Source organism: Bradyrhizobium sp. WSM1417 (genome assembly GCF_000515415.1).
Lineage (GTDB): Bacteria > Pseudomonadota > Alphaproteobacteria > Rhizobiales > Xanthobacteraceae > Bradyrhizobium.
The window spans coordinates 1,369,284-1,392,891 of the sequence record NZ_KI911783.1 but is presented as its reverse complement, the minus strand read 5'-3'; the positions used below and the strand labels follow the sequence as shown (position 1 = coordinate 1,392,891).

At 65.3% G+C, this 23,608-nt stretch carries 25 protein-coding genes; 10 read left to right on the top strand and 15 right to left on the bottom strand.

Annotated features, from left to right (window positions below):
• Window positions 1-6: 6 nt before the first annotated feature.
• The 3 genes from BRA1417_RS0106730 to BRA1417_RS0106720 all read right to left on the bottom strand — a co-directional run bounded on the left by BRA1417_RS0106730 (window position 7) and on the right by BRA1417_RS0106720 (window position 1,004).
• Complete coding sequence (locus BRA1417_RS0106730; protein ID WP_007604598.1) at window positions 7-285, bottom strand: DUF1488 family protein; 279 nt, start codon at window positions 283-285, stop codon at window positions 7-9.
• A gap of 163 nt (window positions 286-448) precedes the next feature.
• A complete protein-coding gene (locus tag BRA1417_RS0106725; protein ID WP_007599252.1) occupies window positions 449-745 on the bottom strand; it encodes a hypothetical protein in 297 nt (98 codons plus the stop codon).
• Window position 746: 1 nt separating this feature from the next.
• Window positions 747-1,004, bottom strand: a complete 258-nt coding sequence (locus BRA1417_RS0106720; RefSeq protein WP_027515171.1) for a hypothetical protein — start codon at window positions 1,002-1,004, stop codon at window positions 747-749.
• Window positions 1,005-1,365: 361 nt separating this feature from the next.
• On the opposite strand from BRA1417_RS0106720, the gene BRA1417_RS45945 reads away from it, so the two are divergent.
• The 3 genes from BRA1417_RS45945 (at window position 1,366) to BRA1417_RS0106705 (ending at window position 3,709) form a co-directional block, all read left to right on the top strand.
• Window positions 1,366-1,497 (top strand): hypothetical protein, encoded by a 132-nt coding sequence (locus BRA1417_RS45945; protein WP_007599247.1) that lies wholly within the window; start codon window positions 1,366-1,368, stop codon window positions 1,495-1,497.
• Between the two features lie 326 nt (window positions 1,498-1,823).
• Complete coding sequence (locus BRA1417_RS0106710) at window positions 1,824-3,161, top strand: DUF2235 domain-containing protein (protein ID WP_027515170.1); 1,338 nt, start codon at window positions 1,824-1,826, stop codon at window positions 3,159-3,161.
• 302 nt (window positions 3,162-3,463) lie between these two features.
• Window positions 3,464-3,709 (top strand): PilZ domain-containing protein, encoded by a 246-nt coding sequence (locus BRA1417_RS0106705; protein ID WP_027515169.1) that lies wholly within the window; start codon window positions 3,464-3,466, stop codon window positions 3,707-3,709.
• Between the two features lie 188 nt (window positions 3,710-3,897).
• On the opposite strand, the gene BRA1417_RS0106700 is transcribed toward BRA1417_RS0106705, so the two are convergent.
• The 7 genes from BRA1417_RS0106700 to cobS form a co-directional block, all read right to left on the bottom strand.
• Window positions 3,898-4,308 carry a hypothetical protein gene (locus BRA1417_RS0106700; protein WP_027515168.1) on the bottom strand — a complete coding sequence of 137 codons (411 nt, stop codon included), beginning with the start codon at window positions 4,306-4,308 and terminating at the stop codon, window positions 3,898-3,900.
• A gap of 288 nt (window positions 4,309-4,596) precedes the next feature.
• On the bottom strand, window positions 4,597-5,709 hold the full coding sequence (locus BRA1417_RS0106695) for an NADH:flavin oxidoreductase/NADH oxidase (protein ID WP_027515167.1): 1,113 nt from the start codon (window positions 5,707-5,709) through the stop codon (window positions 4,597-4,599).
• 277 nt (window positions 5,710-5,986) lie between these two features.
• On the bottom strand, window positions 5,987-7,060 hold the full coding sequence (locus BRA1417_RS0106690) for an esterase-like activity of phytase family protein (protein ID WP_027515166.1): 1,074 nt from the start codon (window positions 7,058-7,060) through the stop codon (window positions 5,987-5,989).
• Complete coding sequence (gene cobT, locus BRA1417_RS0106685; protein ID WP_027515165.1) at window positions 7,057-8,958, bottom strand: cobaltochelatase subunit CobT; 1,902 nt, start codon at window positions 8,956-8,958, stop codon at window positions 7,057-7,059. Before cobT ends, BRA1417_RS0106690 begins: the two co-directional genes overlap by 4 nt.
• A 27-nt stretch (window positions 8,959-8,985) precedes the next feature.
• Complete coding sequence (locus BRA1417_RS0106680) at window positions 8,986-9,522, bottom strand: DUF29 domain-containing protein (RefSeq protein ID WP_371259975.1); 537 nt, start codon at window positions 9,520-9,522, stop codon at window positions 8,986-8,988.
• Window positions 9,523-9,526: 4 nt separating this feature from the next.
• Window positions 9,527-9,937 (bottom strand): N-acetyltransferase, encoded by a 411-nt coding sequence (locus BRA1417_RS41640; RefSeq protein WP_051448276.1) that lies wholly within the window; start codon window positions 9,935-9,937, stop codon window positions 9,527-9,529.
• A 12-nt stretch (window positions 9,938-9,949) separates the two neighbouring features.
• A complete protein-coding gene (gene cobS / locus BRA1417_RS0106670) occupies window positions 9,950-10,948 on the bottom strand; it encodes a cobaltochelatase subunit CobS (protein ID WP_007599232.1) in 999 nt (332 codons plus the stop codon).
• Between the two features lie 320 nt (window positions 10,949-11,268).
• On the opposite strand from cobS, the gene BRA1417_RS0106665 reads away from it, so the two are divergent.
• On the top strand, window positions 11,269-11,928 hold the full coding sequence (locus tag BRA1417_RS0106665) for a DedA family protein (RefSeq protein ID WP_027515163.1): 660 nt from the start codon (window positions 11,269-11,271) through the stop codon (window positions 11,926-11,928).
• Window positions 11,929-12,065: 137 nt separating this feature from the next.
• Here the strand turns inward: BRA1417_RS0106665 and BRA1417_RS0106660 are convergent, their stop codons facing one another.
• The gene (locus BRA1417_RS0106660) at window positions 12,066-13,295 is read right to left on the bottom strand and encodes a citrate synthase family protein (RefSeq protein WP_027515162.1); all 1,230 of its coding nucleotides are present in this window, start codon (window positions 13,293-13,295) and stop codon (window positions 12,066-12,068) included.
• Between the two features lie 75 nt (window positions 13,296-13,370).
• Between BRA1417_RS0106660 and BRA1417_RS0106655 the strand changes: the two genes are divergently transcribed.
• Entirely contained in the window at window positions 13,371-14,480 is a 1,110-nt protein-coding gene (locus tag BRA1417_RS0106655) for a citrate synthase/methylcitrate synthase (RefSeq protein WP_027515161.1), read from the top strand.
• A 197-nt stretch (window positions 14,481-14,677) separates the two neighbouring features.
• Here the strand turns inward: BRA1417_RS0106655 and BRA1417_RS0106650 are convergent, their stop codons facing one another.
• Window positions 14,678-15,313 carry a J domain-containing protein gene (locus BRA1417_RS0106650; RefSeq protein ID WP_027515160.1) on the bottom strand — a complete coding sequence of 212 codons (636 nt, stop codon included), beginning with the start codon at window positions 15,311-15,313 and terminating at the stop codon, window positions 14,678-14,680.
• Window positions 15,314-15,465: 152 nt separating this feature from the next.
• Between BRA1417_RS0106650 and BRA1417_RS0106645 the strand changes: the two genes are divergently transcribed.
• On the top strand, window positions 15,466-15,741 hold the full coding sequence (locus BRA1417_RS0106645) for a BolA family transcriptional regulator (RefSeq protein WP_027515159.1): 276 nt from the start codon (window positions 15,466-15,468) through the stop codon (window positions 15,739-15,741).
• Window positions 15,742-15,883: 142 nt separating this feature from the next.
• Here BRA1417_RS0106645 and BRA1417_RS0106640 read toward each other — a convergent pair whose 3' ends face one another.
• From BRA1417_RS0106640 to BRA1417_RS0106630, 3 genes are all read right to left on the bottom strand, one after another.
• Window positions 15,884-17,188: an HlyC/CorC family transporter gene (locus BRA1417_RS0106640; RefSeq protein ID WP_007599226.1), complete on the bottom strand. Its 1,305-nt coding sequence runs from the start codon at window positions 17,186-17,188 to the stop codon at window positions 15,884-15,886.
• A gap of 90 nt (window positions 17,189-17,278) precedes the next feature.
• Window positions 17,279-18,427 carry a 3-dehydroquinate synthase gene (aroB, locus tag BRA1417_RS0106635; protein WP_027515158.1) on the bottom strand — a complete coding sequence of 383 codons (1,149 nt, stop codon included), beginning with the start codon at window positions 18,425-18,427 and terminating at the stop codon, window positions 17,279-17,281.
• Window positions 18,424-19,047, bottom strand: a complete 624-nt coding sequence (locus tag BRA1417_RS0106630) for a shikimate kinase (RefSeq protein WP_027515157.1) — start codon at window positions 19,045-19,047, stop codon at window positions 18,424-18,426. The genes aroB and BRA1417_RS0106630 overlap by 4 nt, the downstream gene beginning before the upstream one ends.
• A gap of 184 nt (window positions 19,048-19,231) precedes the next feature.
• On the opposite strand from BRA1417_RS0106630, the gene BRA1417_RS39545 reads away from it, so the two are divergent.
• The 4 genes from BRA1417_RS39545 (at window position 19,232) to BRA1417_RS0106610 (ending at window position 23,588) form a co-directional block, all read left to right on the top strand.
• A complete protein-coding gene (locus BRA1417_RS39545; protein WP_035669499.1) occupies window positions 19,232-19,378 on the top strand; it encodes a hypothetical protein in 147 nt (48 codons plus the stop codon).
• A 17-nt stretch (window positions 19,379-19,395) separates the two neighbouring features.
• Complete coding sequence (gene xerD, locus BRA1417_RS0106620; RefSeq protein WP_027515156.1) at window positions 19,396-20,367, top strand: site-specific tyrosine recombinase XerD; 972 nt, start codon at window positions 19,396-19,398, stop codon at window positions 20,365-20,367.
• 200 nt (window positions 20,368-20,567) lie between these two features.
• Entirely contained in the window at window positions 20,568-21,530 is a 963-nt protein-coding gene (locus BRA1417_RS0106615) for an acetyl-CoA carboxylase carboxyltransferase subunit alpha (protein ID WP_007599220.1), read from the top strand.
• A gap of 513 nt (window positions 21,531-22,043) precedes the next feature.
• Window positions 22,044-23,588, top strand: a complete 1,545-nt coding sequence (locus BRA1417_RS0106610; protein ID WP_245286144.1) for a murein L,D-transpeptidase family protein — start codon at window positions 22,044-22,046, stop codon at window positions 23,586-23,588.
• Window positions 23,589-23,608: the final 20 nt, after the last annotated feature.

Here is a 23,608-nt window from a genome sequence, read left to right as displayed (position 1 = left end):
CGCCCCCTACCCCCGAAAATCAATGCTCCGCAGCACGATCCCCGGCGGCGTGCCTTCGAACTCCGTCGCCTGATATTTGCGTCCGGTGCAGGCTTCGATGCGCTCGCGCAGGCGCGTGAACTGCTCTTCGCGCTCGCTGGGCCTGGCGCGCGGGCCGCGTTCGAGGTCGTCCATGGCGGAGGTCGAGATCGCGCAGGCGATCTCTTTGCTGCCGTCCTGCATCGAGAACTGGACGATGCCGCGGTCCTGGTCGTGGGCGATGAAGCGGCTGCTGGTGAGCGTCATGGGGGTATTCCTTTGTCCGCGCGTCGTGCGCAATTGCACGGGGACGGCGGTCAGCGTTGTCGAAGCAGGCTGCGGCACGAGGGTGCACAACAATTCGCTTCGGTGGTTATGGGTCCCGGCCTTCGCCGGGACGACGCCTGTGTCTGCGCGAGTTGGCTCGCCTTCAGCCGTCGCCGTTGAGCCTTGCGAAATCGTCGAACAGGGCGGCGACCAGCGCGCGGTGGCGGGTGTCCTCGGCGGGTAGGCTCGCGGCATAGAGGTTGAGCAGATGGCGGGCCTTCACGGCGGCCTCGGGCCAGGACGTGGCGGGCACCGACATCATGCGGTTTTCGAGCTCGGCCTCGCGCTCGCGCAGCTCCCTGACCTGGGCCTCGACATCGGCCAGCGCGCGGCGCAGATCGGTTGCCTTCTGGGCGGCCATGCCGCGGTGGCTGTCGAGATCGACCGGGATGTCAGTCATTTCAGGCACTCGCGTCGATACGTTGGGCATCCGCCAGGTCGACCGAGCCGATCGACAGCATCTCCGTCGCACCGCGCACGCCTTCGGAGGGCACCGTGATCATGGTGGCGACGCGGCGATAGGATGCGAAGGACAGGCCCTCGATCATCTCCTCGTCGGTGACGACCTCATAGGCGCCGGCCGGCAATTCGCGTTCGAGGCCGCGGATGTGGAATGGATGCTTGAAGGTGATGGTTTCTCGCCGCGAGCGGATGGTCATGCGCGCCTGCCTTTCGCAAAGAAGGGGCCCCAACCGACGCCAGCTGGTCGCGACCATGCGCTCCTTGCGCGGCAATAGCCAGCCTTATGTCAGCGCGGGCCGGGACTTAAGGCGCAAGCGCGGCGCTCGCGCGCGGCGTTTTAGTCCTCGCCATCTGCAGGGCGCGGGCGTACGCTCGACCACGTCAGCGCAGCTCACGCAATTGCCGCGCGTCGATGTTGCGCTGCATCTTTCGCGCCTCGTGTGCGCCGCGGCGATCTTCAATGGCTCGGGTAGAAGTACTTCGTCGCCCTGCCCAAGCGACCATTGCAGCGCCGATCTCGCACGCGGACGAACTCGAAACCCAGGAGGAGACGACGTCATGGCCAAGGGACAGCAACGCAGCAACCGCGAGACCAAGAAGCCGAAGAAAGACAAGATCAAGACCAGCGCCGCCGCGCCAAGCCGCAAGGATGCGGCGTGGCAGCCGGAGATCGGTCAGAAGAAGAAGTAGCGGGCGGCAACGCCGACCGCGAATGAGGTGCGCCCCCTCTCCCGCTTGCGGGCCGCGACGAACTGCGCTCGCGCTGAGAGCGTTGGGGTGGGGGTGTCTCCGCAAGCGAGAACCCCCAAGAGGAGAGAGCCCTCACCCGCCGCGCTCGGGACGATGCTTCGCATCGCCCGAGGCGTGTCGACCTCTCCCGCAGGCGGGAGAGGTGCAGCGGAGTCTGCGGCCCAATCACCCAAAACACTGGCGCCGCGCGGAATCCATCACCATCTCCTTCTCCCCGCGCTTTTCAGCTATACTCGCCCGGGTAGCATCAGCGGGAGGGGAGTACCGTGGAGCACGAGCGCAACGCCGACCACACATCCGAGCCGAAGAATCTCGTCATCTGCTGTGACGGCACCGGCAACGAGATCTCCGAAAACATCTCCAACGTCCTGAAGCTCTATCGCTGCCTGCGCAAGACCGACAAGACGAAGCCACGGCAGATGGTGTTCTACGATCCCGGGGTCGGCACGGTGACGGAGCCGTCGACGTGGCACCGCTGGAAAGCCAACGTCAACCTGGTGCTGGGGCTCGCCACGGGCTACGGGCTCGATGACAACACGCTGTCGGCCTATTGCTTTCTGGTTCAGCACTACGCGCCCGGCGACAGGATCTATCTGTTCGGCTTCTCGCGCGGCGCCTATACGGTGCGGGTGCTGGCGGGGCTGATCCACAAGATCGGCCTGATCTCGCCGGAGCAGGCCAACCTCGCGGGCAGTGGCCTCGTCGCCTACAAGCAATATTCCGGCACCGGGCGCGGCAACGATGTCAGCGACCTCATCGATGAGGGTTTTGACGACAGCGGGCCGCTGCCGAAAAACAAGTTCGATCTCGCCGCGCAGTTCGCACGCATCACCTCGTCGCGCTGGCCGACCATCCACTTCATCGGCGTCTGGGACACGGTGGCGAGCGTGATCGTGCCGCGCGCCGACCGGGGCTATTTGCCGAGCTTCGAGGAGCTCGCCTTCACGCTGCGCAATCCCAGCGTCAACATCTTCCGCCAGGCGATCGCGATCGACGAGCGGCGCTGCATGTTCCGCCTCAAGCAGTATGAGGAGCCGCAGGAGTATTGGCGCAATCGCTTCGTGCCCGACCACAAGAAGGAGCCGCAGGACATCCTGCAGGTGTGGTTCGCCGGCGTGCATTGCGACGTCGGCGGCGGCTATCCGGAAGTCGAGAGCGGCGAGTCCAAATATCCGCTGCTCTGGATGATCGAGGAGGCGACCAAGGCCGGGCTGAACTTCAACCCGCGCACGGTGAACCAGCTCGCCTGGGGCATCCAGCGCAAGAACTCGCCGTTCCAATACGTGCCGCCTGAATACACCGGCAAGACCGGCGAGCTGCATGATTCGATGACGGCGGTGTGGCGCGTGCTGGAGTATCTGCCGAAGAGCGCGACGTACAAGGAATGGCCGGAGCGGAAGGTGTTTATGGGGCTGTACATCCCCGATTGCGAACCGCGCCTCATCCCCGAAGGCGCGCATGTGCACGAGAGCGTGGTGAAGCGGATGGCAGTGGAGCCGGGCTATCGGCCGGTGAATTTGCCGAAGGAGTATGTGACCGTGCCGATGCCGGTGCCGCCCCATGTGGGCATGGCGGCGGAGGCGGGGGAGATCGTGGTGGGGTGAGGTGGTTTGTGCCCCAAAAGGTGTCGTCCCGGCGAAGGCCGGGACCCATACTCCTCAGCAGAAGTTATGGCGCGAGATGGCAATGACCAATCTTCGCCAAATCGCATTCGGTGGCTATGGGTCCCGGCCTTCGCCGGGACGACGCCAAAATGCGCACCGCCCCACCCCGCTACCGCCGCTTTCTCCATTCGCCGATACTTTTCATTAAAATTCTCCGCCCCGCCTTAGCCGGATCGAATCAACTCCTTGGCATCATCTCCCAGACCACCCGCGCCATCCGCGGAAATTGGAGGAGAGTGCCAATGCATCCGCGACGACATGCCCGCGTCAAACCCGCGGGCCTCGTGTCCCGCCAGGCCAAGATCATCACTGACCCGCGCGCGCCGGTGATCCCCTGCACGCTGATCGACTATTCGCCGGGCGGGGCCTGCGTCGATCTCGGCGGGCAGGTGAAGATTCCCGATCGCTTCGAGCTGCTGCACGTCAACACCAAGAAGCGCTGCCGCGTAGCGTGGAAGCGCGGCTCGAAAGTGGGCGTGGTGTTTTAGAAGCGAGGCGCGCTGGCCTGGCCTCCTACGTTGTCGTCCCGGCGAAGGCCGGGACCCATAACCACAGGAAGCAGTTTGGCGAAGGCTTGTCGTTCGGGATTAGCATCGTCCACCACCGATAGATCACGCGGTATGGGTCCCGGCCTTCGCCGGGACGACAGCGGAGATTGTCGCGCCGCTATCTCGTCTCACGGCTTCCGCATCCGCGCCTTCGCGCCCGCCACGATCTGCATCGCCACCCCCGCGATCCAGCCGAACAAGGCGAACCAGCTCCAGGCGATGTGCGGCTCAAGGCGGAGCACGATGATGGCGACGGAGGCGAGTGCGGTGAGCGTGGCGCAGAGCGTGCCGGCGGAGCTCAACAGTTCCGCGGCGTCGATGTCGCCGTGGGCCTCGTCGAAAGGCAATTGCGGCGTGTCGATGCCGAGATAGAAGCCGACGAAGCCCAGCACCATCATCAGCAGCAGGAAGCCCTCGGTGGTGAGCGCGGGGATCGCCGATCCCACATAAGCGCCGACAAACAGCCCGCACGCCGCGCCCGCCATCGCAAGCCCCACGCGCTCGATGACGTGGGCAGCTTTTCGAACACGAAATCGCATGGCGGGCCTCCGCGAGGAGTTGGACGCGCGCGAGGTTAGGCCAGATTTGGCGGGGGTGGAAGGTGAGGGGCGTTACGGATGCGTGAGGCGGGATGTTGCCTCCCTCTCCCCGTCGTCCCGGCGAAGGCCGGGACCCATAACCACCGAATTCGGTTTGGCTAAGACAGGCAATGACCTTCTTGCGCTGTCACCGCGGCCTCGGCGTATGGGTCCCGGCCCCCCGTGCGCAATTGCGCACTAGGCCGGGACGACACAGGTGGCGCGGTCCTCGCACCACACCTGCTTTCCTCACCGCGCCCCGAACGTCGTCTTGCCGAACAGCGCCTTCTGCGTCGAGGGCTGCGAGCGCCAGTATTGCGGCGGGGCTTCGACCTCGCCGCCGAGTTCGGCTGCGGCGTGCCAGGCCCAGCGCGGGTCGTAGAGCAAGCCGCGGGCGAGCGCGACCATATCGGCCTTGCCGAAGGCGACGATCTCCTCGGCCTGCTTCGGCTCGGTGATCAGGCCGACGGCGATGGTGGGCAAACCCGTCTCGCGCTTGATGGCTTCGGCAAACTGCACCTGGTAGCCGGGCCCGAGCGCGATCTTCTGCAGCGGCGAGACGCCGCCGGAGGAGGCATCGATCCAGTCGACACCGCGCGCCTTCAGCGCCTTGGCGAACTCAATCGTCTGCGCCAGATCCCAGCCGCCCTCGACCCAATCGGTCGACGACACCCGCATGCCGACCGGCTTGTCGTGCGGGAACACCGCGCGCACCGCGTCGTAGACCTCCAGCGGGAAGCGCATGCGGTTCTGCAAGCTACCGCCATAGTCGTCGGTGCGCTTGTTCGAGATCGGCGACAGGAACTGATGCAGGAGATAGCCGTGGGCGCCGTGCAGCTCGATCGCGTCGATGCCGATGCGGTCGGCGCGCTTCGCCGCATCGACGAAGGCGTCGCGGATGCGCTTGAGACCCGCGGCGTCGAGCGCCAGCGGCGCGGCTTCGCCCTCCTTGTGCGGCAGCGCCGACGGCGCCACCGTCTGCCAGCCGCCCTGGTCAGGCGGGATCAGCTGGCCGCCGTCCCAGGGCCGCGCGCTCGAGGCTTTGCGGCCGGCATGCGCGAGCTGCATCGCCACCGCGGTCGAGGAATGTTTCCGCACCGAGGCGAGGATCTGCTTCAGCGCGGCCTCGGCGGCATCGCTGTAGAGCCCGAGACAGCCCGGCGTGATGCGGCCGATCGCCTCGACATGGGTCGCCTCGATGCAGAACATCGCCGCGCCCGACAGGCTGAGATTGTTGATGTGGGTGAAGTGCCAGTCGGTGGGGACGCCGTCCTCGGCCGAATATTGGCACATCGGCGACACCACGACGCGGTTCTTCAAAGTCAGGCCGCGCAGCTTGATCGGGGAAAACAGGGCGCTCATGCGGGGGAGTTCCGAAAGGGAGGGAGGGCGGGAGTTGGAGAGAGTGTAGTGAGCGATGCGCCGATTGCCAGCCGCGCGGCGGGAATGGCGGCTCGCGGGGGATGCATTGCGGTACGGGTTTGGCGCACGCTGTCGTCACACCCTCGGCGTCGTCCCGGCGAAGGCCGGGACCCATTACCACAGGGAGGAGTTTGGCGAAGACCGGCCGTTCGGGATTAGCACCACCGGCACTCGATGGACCTCGCGGTATGGGTCCCGGCCTTCGCCGGGACGACAACTACTCCACCAGCGCGAACTGCAGCAGCAGCGTGCGCTGGAGCATCGAGAAATTGTCGTCCGACACCAGCGTGAGCACGGTCTCGCCGTCGGCCGTGACGTGGGCATCGATGCCTTCCATGTTGTCGATCTCGTGGCCGAGATCGGCCGTGAACAGCACGGGGCCGTCGACCAATGCGCCCGGCGCGATCGATTTCAGGGCGATCGCGCGGATGCGGATATCGACGCCGGTGAACCAGGAGAATTTGCGTTCGAGGATCAGGAGATCGCCCGAGGGCAGCAGCACGGCGTCGCTGATGAGCTGCTGGTCGGTGCGGCGAATGCTGAACTGGCCCGGCGTGGGGCCGCCGATCAAGAAGCCGATCAGATTGCCGTCGGCATCGAAGCCGCCTTCCGACAGCGCGATCAAGGTGCCCGCCAGCGGTTGCCCCTTCGGTATGTCCTTGGGGACAAACACCAGCGCCTCGAGCCCTTTGTTGTAGGGCAGCTTGCGCACCGCGGGCGGCGTCGGCAGCACCTCGCCGCGGGCGCTTGTGCCGCCCTTCGCAAAATCGAACCGCATGATCTGGTTGACGCGCTCGAGCCCGACATAGACGAGGTCGCCGTCACGCGCGAGCGCCTCGGTGTCGTACCACAGCCGCTTCTCCGTGATCGGCCGCCCCTCCGCATTGAGCACCGGCGCGGCCACGACGTCGTCGAGACCGGTCATGCTCCGCCCGGAATAGCGGATGCGGCCGGTGAACCAGGTGCCCTGGTCGGAGATCGCGAGGAAGCGCTCGCCTTTGCTGTCGAGGAAGCGGAACCCAGAAAGGCCGCCGAAGCCGCGATGCGGCGAGGTCAGCACCAGGCCGCCGCGATAGTCCAGCGAACCGAACCGCGTGCGCGCGCGGTCGCGCGGCTCGAAATGGGGAATCGGCCGCGCGTTGACCTCGATGCCGACGGGGGCTGCGACGGCGTGCTCGATCAGCGCCGGCTTCGGCGCGGGCTGTGCCTGCGCCAGGCGAGACAGTGCGAGAGTGGAAAATCCCGCCGCCGCGTGGCCGATAAAGCTGCGGCGGGATCGATTGTTGCTCACGAATGCAGTTTGCGACGCGGGCGGTTGGCCGGCTGCGTGGGCGCGGTGTTGGTCTCGCTGAACAGTTCGGCGAGTTTTTCGGTGATGGCGCCGCCGAGCTCTTCGGCGTCCACGATCGTCACCGCGCGGCGGTAATAGCGCGTCACGTCATGGCCGATGCCGATCGCGATCAGCTCGACCGGCGAGCGGGTCTCGATCTCCTCGATGATGTGGCGCAGGTGCCGTTCGAGGTAGTTGCCGGGATTGACCGACAGCGTGGAATCGTCAACCGGCGCACCGTCCGAGATCATCATCAGGATCTTGCGCTGCTCAGGCCGGCCGAGCAGTCGCTTGTGCGCCCAGTCGAGCGCCTCGCCGTCGATGTTCTCCTTCAGCAGCCCCTCGCGCATCATCAGGCCGAGATTTTTTCGCGCACGACGCCACGGGGCGTCCGCCGACTTGTAGATGATGTGGCGGAGATCGTTGAGGCGGCCGGGACTGGCCGGCTTGCCGGCGGCAAGCCACGCCTCGCGCGATTGCCCGCCCTTCCAGGCGCGCGTGGTGAAGCCGAGAATCTCAACCTTGACGCCGCAACGCTCCAGCGTGCGGGCGAGGATGTCGGCGCAGGTCGCCGCGACCGTGATCGGGCGCCCGCGCATCGAGCCGGAATTGTCGAGCAGCAGCGTCACCACGGTGTCGCGGAACGTCGCCTCCTTCTCGTGCATGAAGGACAGCGGGTGATAGGGATCGGTCACCACGCGCGACAGCCGCGCGGGGTCCAGAATGCCCTCTTCGAGATCGAACTCCCAGGCGCGGTTCTGCTGCGCCATCAAGCGCCTCTGGAGCCGGTTGGCGAGACGGGCGACGATGCCCTGCAGATGCGCGAGCTGCTTGTCGAGATAGGCGCGCAGCCGCTCCAGCTCGTCATGGTCGCAGAGGTCTTCGGCGGCTATGACCTCGTCGAACTTCGGCGCGAAGGCGTGATATTCCGGCCCGCGCGGCTCATTCTTGCCATGCGAATTCGGCCGCGTCGCCTCGCCCGGCGTCTCGTCGTCGCCGAGCTCGCCGTCGTCGAAGGTGTCGGAGGTCGAGGCCTGCGCGCTCTCCATCGCGCTCTCGCTCATCTCCTCGCTCGAGGCCTGCGCCTGGTCGGCGCTCATCTCCTGTGCGGCGTCGGAATCGGGCGAGCCTTCCGCGCCGGACTGATCGTTGTCGCCGTCCTGGTTCTCGTCGTTCTCGTCATTGTCTTCGCTGTCGGCGCTGCGCTCGTCGCCGATCTCGAGCGCCGTCAGCAGATCATGCACGGCATCGCCGAACCTGGTCTGGTCCTCGACCACGGTATCGAGCCGGTCGAGCCGCCTGCCAATCTTGTCTTCGAGAATGGGACGCCAGAGATCGACCATCTTCTTGGCGGCCGTGGGCGGCGCCATGCCGGTCAGGCGTTCGCGCACCAGCATCGCCAGCGCGTCGGCGAGCGGCGCGTCGGCGCGATCGGTGATCTCGTCGAACTTGCCGCGATGGAAATGGTCGTCGAGCATCGCGGTGAGATTTTTCGCAACGCCCGCCATGCGCCGCGCGCCGATCGCCTCGACCCGCGCCTGCTCCACCGCCTCGAACACGCCGCGCGCCTGCGGATTGCCCGGCATCAGCTTGCGATGCACCTTTGGATCATGACAGGCGAGCTTGAGCGCGATGGAGTCGGCGTGGCCGCGCACGATCGCGGCATCGCGCCTAGTCATTTTTCGCGCGGGCTCGGGCAGCCGCGCTTTGCCCGGCGCGAGCCCGGGACGCTCGGCGGCGAAGCTGACATCGAGCTCGGGCGCCTTGGCGATCGCCTTCAGGCAGGACGCCACCGAGCGCTTGAACGGCTCGGTCGGAGCTTCCTTGGTGTTGCGGAATTTGGAGTTGGACGTGGTCATGGGATCGGCCGAAGCTCCAGCATCATGTTACTCTTCCGGCGACCGGAGATCTTCAAATTCGATGACGCGCGTCGTGATCTCGGACCAGTCATAGGGACAGGCTTTCGGGAAAAGCTTCTTGGCGATCCCGGTTTCAGCCGCAGCGTCATCACGTGCATCCTCGTAACCCTCTTCGGTCGCCTCGGGAATGCGCGACTTGAGGCTTGGGTTCTTGCGCAGGACGCGCACGATGCGTTTTCGCTGCTCGTGCACGGTGTTGACCCAGCTTCGCGATCGATGCGTCGGCTGATGGTCCCATTTCAGAAGGTGCATCATCAGGATGCCCAACGCGCTTTCCAGCTTGTCATATTGATCGTGCCCCACGTCAGCCAATTCCTCAGCGATATTCCCCGCGTCGACTTCGGTTAGACGGCCGGCCTTCAGCAGCGCGATCTGAGCTTCAGCCCAGCCATAAAGATCGTCCTCGTAGCGGGCGGACACGGCGGATGGTTCTTTCGGCCCGGATCGGACTTTGCTGGTCGTGCTCATCGCAATCGCTTTCTTTGCAGAATCCAACGCTGCCAATCGATCAAAGCGCCTTCTTGAATCGAAACCAAGTCATTCCGGCTTCGGGGAAATCATCGACTTGCCCGTAGGCGGTATATCCGTTCATCCTGTAGAAGGCCGGCGCATGGAACGAATAGGTGTCGACCAGAGCGCCAACCGCACCCCTTTTCTTCGATTCGGCTTCTGCCGCGCGAAGCAACGAGGTGCCAAAGCCGCGGCGCCGATATTGGTCCTCAACCCACAGAAGGGTGAAGACCATCCATTGACCTACACCTTCGGCAACCAGGGCGGCCCGAGCAGTTTCATTCTCCCTGACCGTTACCGCAAACGATTTCGGCGGGCTGCCCGTCTGATGCTGCCGGTTGAAGGCCTCGAGACCCGCCGCGGCGAATTTTTTCGTCGCGCCGTAAGTCGTCTCGATTCGGACTTCCACCGTCTCAAACTCTCAGCTGAGCGCCACGTTCACCGCCGATTCCGGCAGCTCCGCGTTGAAGCAGCGCTGGTAGAACTCGGCGACGAGAGGACGTTCGAGCTCGTCGCATTTGTTGAGGAAGGTGACCCGGAACGCAAAGCCGATGTCGCTGAAGATGTCGGCATTCTCGGCCCAGGTGATCACCGTGCGCGGGCTCATCACCGTCGACAGATCGCCATTGGCGAAGGCGTTGCGGGTGAGATCGGCGAGGCGAACCATCTTGTTGACGATGTCGCGGCCCTCCGTGGTGCGATAGTGCTTGGCCTTGGCCAGCACGATCTCCACTTCCTCGTCATGGCTGAGATAGTTCAGCGTGGTGACGATCGACCAGCGGTCCATCTGGCCCTGGTTGATCTGCTGGGTGCCGTGATAGAGGCCCGAGGTGTCGCCGAGGCCGACGGTGTTGGCGGTCGAGAACATGCGGAATGCCGGATGCGGCTTGATCACCTTGTTCTGGTCGAGCAGCGTCAGCCGGCCGGAGACTTCCAGCACGCGCTGGATCACGAACATCACGTCCGGGCGGCCGGCGTCGTATTCGTCGAACACCAGCGCGACGTTATGCTGGAGCGCCCAGGGCAGGATGCCGTCGCGGAATTCGGTGACCTGCTTGCCGTCGCGGACCACGATCGAGTCCTTGCCGACGAGGTCGATACGGCTGATGTGGCTGTCGAGGTTGACGCGCACACAGGGCCAGTTCAGCCGCGCGGCGACCTGCTCGATATGGGTGGATTTGCCGGTGCCATGATAGCCCGTGACCATGACGCGGCGGTTGTGGGCGAAGCCGGCGAGAATGGCGAGCGTGGTGGCGCGATCGAAGCGGTAATCGGAATCGACTTCGGGGACATGAGGATCGACTTCGGAATAAGCGGGGACTTCGAGATCGCTGTCGATCCCGAACACCTGGCGCACCGACACCTTCATGTCGGGCAAACCGGAAACTTCCTCAACTTTAGACATCGCGGCGGTCGTCATCAATCCTCCGAGGTCCCGGGCGATCCCGAGACCAGTTATTGCACGTTGGCTGCGGCTGGGTGCTGTTGCGAACCTATCAGAGACAACGTGCGGGCAGAAGCCCGCCCCCCAATCAAAGTTCCGTTGTCTTTTCATTTAGATAGGCAAGGAACGCGATTTTTGGAAGGCTGCCCTGCGAATCACGCCTGAATTTCGTGCCAAGGGCGCGGTCCTGCCCACGCCGGTGGCACTTTTACCGGCGCTCGTTACTTATGTAGGGTCCGATGTAGGGTCCGAACCCCAAGCCAATCCATAAGGCCCAATCCCACCACAGAGACGACGTGACGTCCTTTCTCGATCCCCTCATTTCATTCGTCTCGGCCCATGCGTGGCTGGCCTATCTGACCCTGTTCCTGGCGGCCCTGCTGGAGGCGGTTCCGGTGGTGGGGTCGGTGATCCCCGGCTCGACCATCATCCTGGCGCTAAGCGCCCTGGTCCCGGGCGGCGAGCTGAGGCTTCAATGGGTCTTGCTGGCGGCAGCGCTCGGCGCAGTGCTCGGCGACGGTTCGGCCTACTGGATCGGGCACCGGCAGCAACGGGAGATCCTCAACACCTGGCCGCTGACCAATTATCCGCGCGTGGTCGAGCAGAGCGAGAATTTCTTCCACCGCTTCGGCACCTGGGCGGTGTTCTTCGCCCGCTTCGTGCCGCCGATCCGTGCCTTCGTCCCCGTCACCGCGGGCGCGCTGGGCATGCCCCCGGCCCGCTTCTATGCCATCAACGTCCCGGCGATCCTGCTCTGGGCACCGGCGCATGTGCTGCCGGGTGTTTTGGCGGTCTCGGCCCTGCACGAATATGCCGGGCTGCACCACCATGGACATGTCGGCAAGCACATCTGGATCCTGAGCGTGGCCGGCATCGCGATCGTTCTGGGCCTGGCGGTCTGGATCTATCGCCGCCGGAATGGCGTCGGCGTCGCGGTGGCGAAGCCGCGGGGGTGATCGACCGTATCCAAGTCCACCTTCCTCATCCTGAGGGCCCGCCAACGGCGGGCGTCTCGAAGGATGGCCGCGGGCGAAAGCCGGGCCTGCATGGTTCGAGACGCGCGTTCCGCGCTCCTCACCATGAGGTTTTTTGATCATCGCTTGGAATCCGCAACCCCCGCCCTCCGCCCCGGCGCCGGTCCCACATACCTTGCCCGCGGCCTGATCAGCTTGCCGAACTGCAATTGCTCGCTCGCATGGGCGATCCAGCCGACGCTGCGGGCCATCGCGAACAAAGCGAGCTCGCTGCCTGCAGGCAAGCGCAACGCGTGCACGAGCACCGCGAGCGCGTAGTCGATGTTGACGAGCTCGCCGGTCGCCTCCGCGATCCGCTCCGGCACCTCCTTGGTGAATTTGCGCGGTGCGCCGGCGCGGGCCAGGGCATTCAGGAGCGACTGCGCGCGCCGATCGCCCCGCTTGTAGACGCCGTGACCAAAGCCGGCAAAGCGTTCGCCGAGCGCGACGCGTTCGCGGACCATCGGCTCGACGTCACGATCGACCAGCGCCTTGACAAGCTGCGAGGCGAGCACGCCGGCACCGCCGTGCTTCGGTCCCTTCAACGCGGCGAGGCCGGCGATGACGGAATCATATAGATTGAGGCCGGTCGAGGCCGCGCAGCGCGCCGTGAAGGTGGACGCGTTCAATTCATGCTCGGCGAGCAGCACCAGCGCGCGGCGGATGAGATCGGCCGCGTGCTTGTTGTCGGGCGCCCAGGCCCTCGCGATCTGCTGGTGCAGCGGCTCGGCGGACGGCTCCGTATTGAGCATGGTCGCGACCAGGAGTCGGACGATGCGCGCACCGACCATCGCGCGTCCATCATGCGCGCGGGTGAAGGCGCGGGGATCGGCGCTCGATGCGAGCGCCAGCACGGCAATGGCGCGATCGATCGGCGCGGCGCGGCGTGCCGCCTGCGCGATCAGGCGCATCTCATCGGACACCGCGGGCTGATTATCGGGCGCAAACGGATCGACGCCGGAGACGTCCCACAGAAGCGTCGCCGTGTGCTCCAGCGTGTCGTTTTCGGCGAGATCGACGCAATTGACGCCGCGATAGATCGCGCCGTCCTCGGTGATGGTGGAGATCTCCGTGTCCATGACCGGCAGATCGGCATCGAAGCTGCGCAGGCCGCGCGGCTCCGGCGACGGCACCCGGCGCTCCTTCAGCGCCCGGACGTCCTCGGCCCGATAGCGGTTCTTGCGCGAGTCCGGCGTCGGCTCGGAGCGGACCAGGCCGCGGCTGACATAGGCGTAGAGCGTGGCCGGCGAGATCGCGAGCTCGGCGGCGGCTTCCCGGGCGGAGAGGTAGAGACCTTCCGAATTTTTCATATTGATTTATGTAATCAAGATTGATCAATCTGTCGAGAGGCCTGACCTTTGGCTGGTGCAAAGGAGATTTGGGCCATGAACATCCACCTCACCAAAAGCCAGATCGGGCTGGACGGCGTTCCCGCGGCCGAAACCGTGCTGAGCCATGTCGACGGCGAGCGCGGCGAGTTGATCATCGCCGGCGAGCATGTCGGCCGATTGGCGAGCCAGTCGAGCTTTGAGGGCGTCACCGCCCGGCTCTGGAACGGCGCCAGCATGACCACGCTGAGCGAAGCCAATGTACGCGCGAGCCTGGGCGTCGCACGCGAGCGCGCCTTTGCGCGGCTGGACGAACTGCTGCCGGCAACACGCGGCATGGGCGTCGTCGACGGGTTTCGCGCGGCGGTCGCGGGACTTCGCGCCGAGCACGGTCTCGCCCATGAGGCGACGATCGTCGGCGCATTCCCGGTGATTGCGAGCGCGCTCGTCCGCCGCGCCAGGGGTCTCGATCCCGTGGCGCCCGATCCGAACGTGAGCCAGGCCGCCGATACGCTTCGCATGCTGCACGGGCGCGCTCCTGAACCACGCGAGGTCACGGCGCTGGACGCCTATCTCGTCACGGCCAGCGACCACGGCATGAACGCCTCGACCTTCACCGCACGCGTGGTGGCCTCGACGCAGGCTGACCTGTTTGCCGCCGTCACCGCCGGCTATTGCGCGCTCACGGGCCCGCTGCATGGCGGCGCGCCGGAGCCGGTGCTGGAAATGCTCGACGCGATCGGCTCGCGCGAACGCATCCAGCCCTGGGTGGACGCAGCACTCGCCCGCGGCGAGCGGATGATGGGTTTCGGCCACCGCGTCTATCGCGTGCGCGATCCGCGCGCCGACGTGCTCAAGACCGCGATCGAGGCGCTGGCCTCGGACGGCGCCGACCTGCCCTTTGCCGGCGAGGTCGAAGCCTATATCCGCGCCGCCTTGCGCAAGAAGAATCCGGACCGGCCGCTGGAGACCAATGTGGAGTTCTTCACCGCGATCCTGCTCGATGCGCTGGCGATCCCGAGGCAGGCCTTCACGCCGATCTTCGCGGTGGCGCGCGCCGCCGGGTGGACGGCACATGCGCGCGAGCAGCAGCGGACGGGGCGGCTGATCCGGCCGAGCTCGTCATATGTGGGGGCGATGCCGGAGGCCGAGGCTAGTGGCGTATAGCGGGAGCATGACGGCGGGGCCAATGGCTCCGCCGTCGTCCCGGCGAAGGCCGGGACCCATACCGCGTGATTTATCGGTAAATAGAAGATGTCAGTACCGCGTGAAGACCTGTTCACTGCGAGTATTCGCCAAACTTCTCCCTGGGGTTATGGGTCCCGGCCTTCGCCGGGACGACAGCGGAGAATTTGGCTAGAGGCTTACGCCTCGCGCACCACGGTCTTCAGATAATTATACGCCTTGATGATCTCGATCAGGCGATCCTCGGTGGAGCGATCGCCGCCGTTGGCGTCGGGGTGGTGCTGCTTCACCAGCGCCTTGTACTTGGACTTGACGTCGGCGAGCGTGGACTCGGGGCCGAGGCCCATCACCTGGAGCGCCTTGCGCTCGGCGTTCATGATCTTGCGCGTCTCGGCCTTGGGCGCGGCCTGCGGGCCGGCGCGCCAGCCGGTGCGGCCGTTGAGCTCCTGGAACATGCTGAACGGATCGAAGGCGCCGTCAATCTCGGCTTCCGCACCTTTCTTGACGCCGCCATTGGCGCCCATCTTCCAGGTCGGACGATGACCGGTCAGCGCATCTTTCTGATAGCGCGCGACGGCGTCGGCATTCATGCCGGAGAAGAAATTGTAGTTCTGGTTGTACTCGCGCACATGATTCAGGCAGAAGTGCCAGTACTCACGCTGATTGTCGCGACCCTTAGGCGCACGATGCGCGCCCTTGTTCTGACACCCGGTCCATTCGCAATTGACCACGGCGTCGCGCGGCTTCACTTCCGGCTGCTTGCCTTTCGGCTTGATCCGGATGGAGTCGAAGAACTTTGATGAATCGATCGGCATGGCTGACTTTGACTACGCAATGCAAAAACCTTCAAGTCTTGACATTGCAATTAGCTGAAAAGCATAGCCGAAACTATGCTGAGGCGTCCTTGAACGACCGCCCGAGGCGGCCTATGCAATACGGAGAGCGATCTCGCACCGTAATGACCCAGATGGCCATCAGAGACACTATCAGCAACAAGTTGCAGGAAGCTTTCACGCCGGAAAGCCTGCAAGTCGTCGACGAGTCACATTTGCATGAGGGCCACGCCGGCCATCGGCCGAGCGGCGAGACGCACTTCCGCATTTATATTGTGTCTTCCGCCTTCAAAGGGAAGAGCCGGGTTGATCGCCACCGCATGATAAATTCGGCGCTCGCCGCGGAACTCTCCGGCAGCGTGCACGCGCTGGCGATCCACGCGCAAGCGCCGGGAGAAGGCGGGAGCTAGCTCGCCGATACGGCTATCATGCCCGCGAAGGAGGGCATCCAGTACTCCGAGGCGGCGCGGCTAGAATCGAGCCGCTGCGGCGTACTGGATCGTCCGCCCCAGTGCGCAAGCGCGCACAAGGCGGACGATGACAGCGACCGCGTCAAAACGACGTCCCCGCCCGCCGCCGCTTGGCTTCCTCCATTTCCGTCTCGCGCGGCACCGGTGAAATACGGAGTGCGGTGATGCGGTTGCGTTCGCGGCGGAGGACGCGGAAGCGGAAGCCGTGAAAGGTGAAACTCTGGCCGCGGTCGGGGATCGAGCGCGCCTCGTGAATGACGAGGCCGGCGACCGTCGTTGCCTCTTCGTCGGGCAGGTGCCAGTCCATGGCGCGGTTGAGGTCGCGGATCGGCACCGAGCCGTCGACGACGACCGAGCCGTCCGGCTGGGCGCGCACGCCCGCGACCACGACGTCGTGCTCGTCGGAGATATCGCCGACGATCTCTTCCAGAATGTCTTCCAGCGTCACGAGACCTTCCACTTCGCCGTACTCGTCGACGACCAGCGCGAAATGGGTTTTTCGACGGCGGAACGCTTTCAACTGCTCGGAGACGGGCCGCATCTCCGGCACGAACCACGGCGGCAGCGCGATGGTGGAGACGTCGATGCGCGAGGTCTCGCCGTCGGCCGCGCGGATCGCGCGCAGCAAATCCTTGGCGTGGAGCACGCCGATGATGTTTTCCGGCTTCTCGCGCCACAACGGGATGCGGGTGTATTCGGCCGCCAGCACCTCGCGCACCAGATCCTCCGGCGGCAGGTCGGCGTTGATCATCGTCATCTCGGTGCGATGGATCATGACGTCGGAGACCTGGAGCTCGCGCAGATCGAGCAGCCCGCCGAGCATGTCGCGGTCGTGCTTCTCGAACTTGCCTTCATGATGCAGCAGGTCGACCGCGCCGCGCAGGCGCTCGGTCGGCGACAGGATCGCCTGATGCTCACCGGCAAGGCCAAACAGGCGCATCAACAGCCGCACGATGACTTCCACGATCCGCAGCAGCGGCCCCAGCACGTACATCGTCAGCCGCATCGGGCGCGCCACCGCGAGCGCCATGCGGTCGGGCGCGTTGATCGCGATGGTCTTGGGCAGCACCTCGGCGAAGATCACGACCAGTGCGGTCATCAAGCCGGTGGCATAGAGCACGCCGACGTCACCGAACCAGGCCGTGAAGATGCTGGTGGCCAGCGCAGATGCACTGATATTGGCGATGTTGTTGCCGAGCAGCAGCGCGCCGATCAGGCGTTCGCGCATGTCGAGCAGCTGCGAGACCACGTCGGCATCGCGATTACCCTGCTTGGAGAGCCGCAGCATGCTGGCGCGCGAGGCGCCGGTCAACGCGGTCTCGCTCGCGGCGAAGAAGCCGGAGACGAGCAGGCAGAGAATGACGATGGTGAATCCGAGCCAATCCATGAACCACTCTGGTTTTTTGTTTTGACGCGTTTTCTTGACGAACCGGTACCCACTTCGCTCGAAAACGCTTTAGCGCCGTTCAACCGCGTGTCACGCCTTGTGGGCGAGCTTGTCCTTGAGGAAGTCGCGCACCGGAGCCGGTTCGACATCCTTCGCGATCACGGCGCGTCCCACAGCCTCCAGCAGAATGAAGGTGAGCTTGCCGCGCACGACCTTCTTGTCCTGCGCCATCAGCGCCATCAGCGCGTCGGCATCGGCAAGCCCCTCCTGCGCGAAGCCCGCGATGTCCTGTAAGCGCGTCGGCAGGCCGGCCTCAACGAGGTGGCGCTCGACGCGCGCGGCGTCCGCGTCGCCGATCATGCCGAGCTTCGCCGAAAACTGCGCGGCCAGCGTCATGCCGATCGAAACGCCCTCGCCGTGAAACAGGCGGTCGGAGAAGCCGGTCGCGGCTTCCAGCGCATGGCCGAACGTATGGCCGAGATTGAGCAGCGCGCGCTCGCCGGTCTCGCGCTCGTCGCGCGAGACGACGCCGGCCTTGGCGCGGCAGGAGGTCGCGATCGCATGCTCGCGTGCCGAACCGCCTTTGGAGATGTCGGCATGGTTCTTCTCGAGCCAGGCGAAGAACGCCTCGTCGCCGAGCACGCCGTATTTGGCGACCTCGGCATAGCCGGCGCGGAATTGCCGCGGCGACAGCGTATCGAGCACGGCGGTGTCGGCAATCACCAGCATCGGCTGGTGGAAGGCGCCGAGCAGATTCTTGCCCTGCGGCGAGTTGATGCCGGTCTTGCCGCCGACGGAGGAATCGACCTGCGCCAGCAGCGAGGTCGGCACCTGCACGAAATCCACGCCGCGGCGCAGGATCGCCGCCGCAAAGCCGGCGAGATCGCCGACCACACCGCCGCCGAGCGCGATGACGAGATCGTTGCGCTCGATCTTCGCGGCGATCAGGGCTTCGCTGACCTTTTCGAGACCGGCATAGGTCTTCGAGATCTCACCTTCCTCGACGACGATGCGCGATGTCGCAATGCCGCTGGCTGCGAGCGATGCCTCGGCGGGTTCGAGCCAGTATTTCGCGACGGTGCGATCCGTCACGATCGCGGTGCGTACGCCGGGGCGCAGGCGCGCGACGCGTTCGCCGAGCGAGGCCAGCACGCCGCGGCCGATGACGATGTCATAGGCGCGATTCTCCAGCGCGACCTCGACGTTGACGGGATCGGAATGTTTCAAAGGCGCGGTCATCGTGCGGCACTCGCGACGTCGGCTGGTGGCGGGGACGCCCGTTCGCCGCAAAGATGCGCGCGTAGCGTCTCGATGGTCTCCTCAACGATCTTGTCGTGCGGCACGTCGCGCGAGGCGATGGTGAGGTCGGCATGGCCGTAAACCGGCTCGCGCTCGGTGAGCAGGCGCGTCACGGTTCCTTCGGGATCGGCGGTCTGGAGCAGCGGACGGTCGGCGCGCCGGCGCACGCGGCGCATGATGACATCGTGATCGGCCTTGAGCCAGATCGAGATCGCCTTCGCCGCGATACGGCCCCGCGTCTCCTCGCGCATGAAGGCGCCGCCGCCGGTCGCCAGCACGATGGGACCGCCGTCGAGCAAACGCGCGATCACGCGGGCCTCGCCGTCGCGGAAATGCGGCTCGCCGTGGCGCTCGAAGATTTCCGGTATGGTCATGCCGGCCGCGGCCTCGATCTCGGTGTCGGCATCGACGAAGGGCAGCTTGAGCCGGAGAGCCATGCGGCGGCCGATGGTGGATTTGCCCACCCCCATCATGCCGACGAGCACGATCGAGCGCGTCCCCAGCGCCGACAGGATGTCGGCCTCGGGCGAGGCTTGGATCGGCAACGCGGCGTCGGGCATTTGTCTCGCTCGAATGGGTCTCGCTCGATCTGCCGCCAAAGGCGGCATCCTTTGGCCACCTATACGACCCCGCAGGGGCCCTCGCCAGAGGACTCTTGCCACGAAACGGCGAACGTGTTGGATGATTTCATTGGTTAATTTGCCCGCCAAGCCCCTGACCGAGACCCCCGCCGAGATCCTGCCGATGCCCAGCCTGTTCCGCTTCCTGACGGTCGTCGCCGTGATCGCCGGCATCGTCTATGGCGTGGTCTTCGCGCTGGCGAACTTCGTCAATCCCAAGCCGCGGGAAATGACGGTGACGATCCCGCCGGATAAGTTTCTCAAGAAATAGCAGCTAGGCTGCCGGGCATGCGTGCCAGATCTTCCGCCAGCAAGCCCTCAGACACACAACTCACCGGCCTGTTCCTCGACATGCTCGCGGCGGAACAGGGCGCCGGCCCCAATACGCTCGATGCCTATCGCCGCGACCTCACCGACTTCTCCGAGTTTCTCGGCCGCGTCGGCCATGCATTCGCGGACGCGGAAACACAGACGCTGCGCGACTATCTCGCCGATCTCGACACGCGCGGCTTCAAATCCACCAGCATCGCGCGACGGCTGTCGGCGTTGCGGCATCTCTATCGCTTCCTCCTGAACGAACGCATCAGAACCGATGATCCCGCGGCAATCCTGTCCGGCCCGAAGCGCGGCCGCGGCCTGCCGAAAGTGCTGTCGATTGCGGATGTCGACCGCATGCTCCGCCGCGCCAAGGAATTGAGCGAGGCGGAAGACGCCTCGCCCTCGAAACGGCTGCGCGCCCTGAGACTCTATTGCCTGCTCGAGGTGCTCTACGCCACCGGCCTGCGCGTCTCCGAGCTGGTGGCACTGCCGCGCACGGCCGCGAAGCGCGACGCCCGCATGATCGTGGTGCGCGGCAAGGGCAACAAGGAACGGCTGGTACCGCTCAACGAGGCCTCGCGCCAGGCGATGGCCGATTATCTGGCGGCGACGGAGGCCGGAAAGACAGACAAGAAGAATAGCGTAGCGGCCTCGAAATGGTTGTTCCCCTCGTTCGGCGAGAGCGGGCATCTGACGCGACAGCATTTTGCCCGCGACTTGAAGGAGCTTGCGGTCGCCTCGGGGCTGCAGGCCCGGCTGGTCTCCCCCCACGTGCTGCGCCACGCCTTCGCCAGCCATCTGCTTCACAACGGAGCCGATTTGCGCATCGTGCAGACGCTGCTCGGCCATACCGACATCTCGACCACCCAGATCTACACCCACGTGGTCGAGGAGCGGCTGAAGAGCCTGGTCCGCGACCTGCACCCGCTGGCGGAGAAATGAGTCTCTTGTAGCCCGGCTACAGGCCGCAGCCCGAAACCGCCTTGACTTCGGCCACATCTCCGCAGAAAGAGCCGGGGCCTCACGATGATTGGCCTGTGCTCCCAGCGAGCACACAGGCCAAATCATTGACGAACCTACATTTCTTGTCGCGACATCGAATCCGCTTCGCCGCCTCGCCCCGTTCTCCCTATATTGAGTTGATGCCAGACCAGATGCGCAGCTATCTCGATTTCGAAAAGCCCGTCGCCGAGCTCGATTCCAAGCTCGATGAATTGCGGACGCTTGCGGCCTCCGGCAGCGATATCGCCGAGGAGATCGGGCGGATCGAGGACAAGGCGGCGCAGGCGATGGCCGACCTCTATCTGAACCTGACGCCGTGGCAGAAGACGCTGGTCGCGCGGCATCCGCAGCGGCCGCATTTCAACGACTTCATCAAGGGCCTGATCACCGAGTTCACCCCGCTCGCCGGCGACCGCAAGTTCGGCGAGGACGAGGCGCTGGTGGCCGGCTTCGGCCGCTTCCGCGGCGAGGCCATCTGCGTGATGGGCCAGGAAAAGGGCGATTCCACCGAGAGCCGCATCAAGCATAATTTCGGCATGGCGCGGCCCGAGGGCTATCGCAAATGCGTGCGGCTGATGGAGATGGCCGAGCGGTTCGGCCTGCCGGTGCTGTCGCTCGCCGATTCCGCCGGCGCCTATCCCGGCATCGGCGCGGAAGAGCGCGGCCAGGCCGAGGCGATCGCGCGCTCGACCGATGCCTGCATGGCGCTGACCGTGCCGAACGTCGCCATCATCACCGGCGAGGGCATGTCGGGCGGCGCCATTGCCATCACCACGGCCAACAAGGTCCTGATGCTGGAGCACGCGATCTACAGCGTGATCTCGCCGGAGGCGGCGTCCTCGATCCTCTGGCGCGACGGCTCCAAGGCGCAGGAAGCCGCCAACAACATGAAGATCACCGCCCAGGACATGCTCCGCTTCGGCGTGATCGACAGCATCCTGAAGGAGCCGGTCGGCGGCGCCCATCGCGACCCCGCCGCCATGATCGCCACCACGGGCGACGCCATCGCCAAAGCCTTTGACGAGCTCCGGGGTCTCGACGGCGACGCCATCCGCAAGCATCGGCGGCAGAAATTCCTCGATATCGGCCGGAAACTGGGCTGATTCGGGCGGGTTTTGGGCCGTCGGACGCGTCACTCCTCCTCCGTCGTCCTGGCGAAAGCCAGGACCCATACCGCGAGGTCCATCGATTGCGGTCGATGGGAGCACCGAACGACTGATCTCCGCCAAACGCCTCCCTGGGGTAATGGGTCCTGGCTTTCGCCAGAACGACGCTGAATTTGAGGCCGGCCAAACCGTCCCGTAGCGCCCCCGGTAACCCCGCGTTAACCCTTTTTTTGCCCAAATCAGCGATCTCTGTACCGGTCTGGCCGGAAGGCCCAAGTTTCAGCCCAGTTTAAGTCTTCGTTGACCACGCCTTTGGGCCAACGGGCTCGTGATCCCCGTTCGGGTTGCGACCACATGACCCAGAGGTTAGAATTTTAATCAATGGCTTCAGGGCATAAGCGCTGGAGCGTGATTGCGAAAAAGCCCGTCGCGACGGGTCCGGGTCTCCGGTCGGATCATGCTTCAAGATTGGGGTTTGCGCGCGATGCCCTGGACGGTGTGGGGTCCATCTTGATTTCTCGTTCGCTTGCTCGCGCGTTTCTGGTTTCGGTGGCGCTTGCCGCCAGCTTTGTGCTGGCCGGCTGCGATACCGACCAGGTTTCGCTTGCGACCAATGCCAAGGCCAACCAGCCGGTCCCGCCGAAACTTCTCGCCGCGATGGTCGAGAAGAACATGGATCTGCAATCACCGATCCTGGTGCGCCTGTTCAAGCAGGAGGCCGAGCTCGAGGTCTGGAAGCAGACCCGCAACGGCCAGTTCGCGCTGCTCAAGACTTATCCGATCTGTCGCTGGTCGGGCGACCTCGGCCCGAAGGTGCGCGAAGGCGACCGTCAGGCGCCGGAAGGATTCTACTCGATCAATCCGGGCCAGATGAATCCGCAGTCGGCGTATTATCTGTCGTTCAACACGGGCTATCCGAACGCGTTCGACAAGGCTTTGGGCCGCAGCGGCTCGCAGCTGATGGTGCATGGCGATTGTTCGTCGCGCGGCTGCTACGCGATGACGGACGAGCAGATCGCCGAGATCTATTCGCTCGGACGCGAATCCTTCTTCGGCGGCCAGAAGGCGTTCCAGCTGCAAGCCTATCCGTTCAAGATGACTCCGGTGAACATGGCCAAGCACCGGAACAATCCGAACATGCCGTTCTGGAAGATGATCAAGGAAGGCTATGATCATTTCGAGGTGACGCGGCAGGAGCCGAAGGTCGATTTCTGCGAGAAGAAATACGTGTTCGACGCGGCGAAGACGCCCGACGCCAAGCGCGATCCGGTGTTCGACGCGTCCGCAAAGTGCCCGGCCTATGTGATCCCCGAGGAGATCGCCAGCGCCGTGCGCGAGAAGGATGCGCGCGACCAGGCGGAGTACAGCAAGCTGGTTTCGCGCGGCACGCCCGTTGCGCGCATGAACACCGGCATCGACGGCGGCATGAACAAGATCTTCGCCGCGAAGATTCCGGAAGGTTCGACTGGCCTGTCGGAGGGCGCCGAAGGTACCACGCTCCAGATGCTGGCGATGGCGAAGGCGCCGGGCACGATCCCGGGACACGTCAATCCGCCGAAGCCGAATCTCGATGCAGCCGCGCCATCGCCGCAGGAAGAACCCGTCGTCGCTGTCAGCGCGCCCGCCGCCAACGCCCGCGTCGCCTCCGCAGCTGCGCCTGAGAAATCCGGCTTCTTCTCCAACCTCGGCCGCAAGATGGGCATGGGCAACGCCGACGCCACCGCGACCACGCCGCCGCCGCAGGCAACGGCATCCGTCGCCCCGGCCGCGACGTCCACGACGCCGCCCACCGCAGCGTCCCGGCTGAAGGCCGCGGTGACCCGGTTCGTGCCGGGACACGACAAGTCCAAGGATGCAGCGAAGGATGCGCCGAAGCCGGCCGTTGCCGTCGCCAAGCCCGCCGAACCAGCGAAGCCCGACACCCGCCTCGCGGCGACCCGCCCTACGCTGAAGCCGTCGGTGTCGGATGGCGCAGGTGAAGCGACCCAGATCATGGGCGCCGCGCCGGTGGTGCAGTCGAACTCGTTCGACAGCCGGTTTGGGGCGGTGAAGTAAGCGGGCGCTCCGCTTAATCT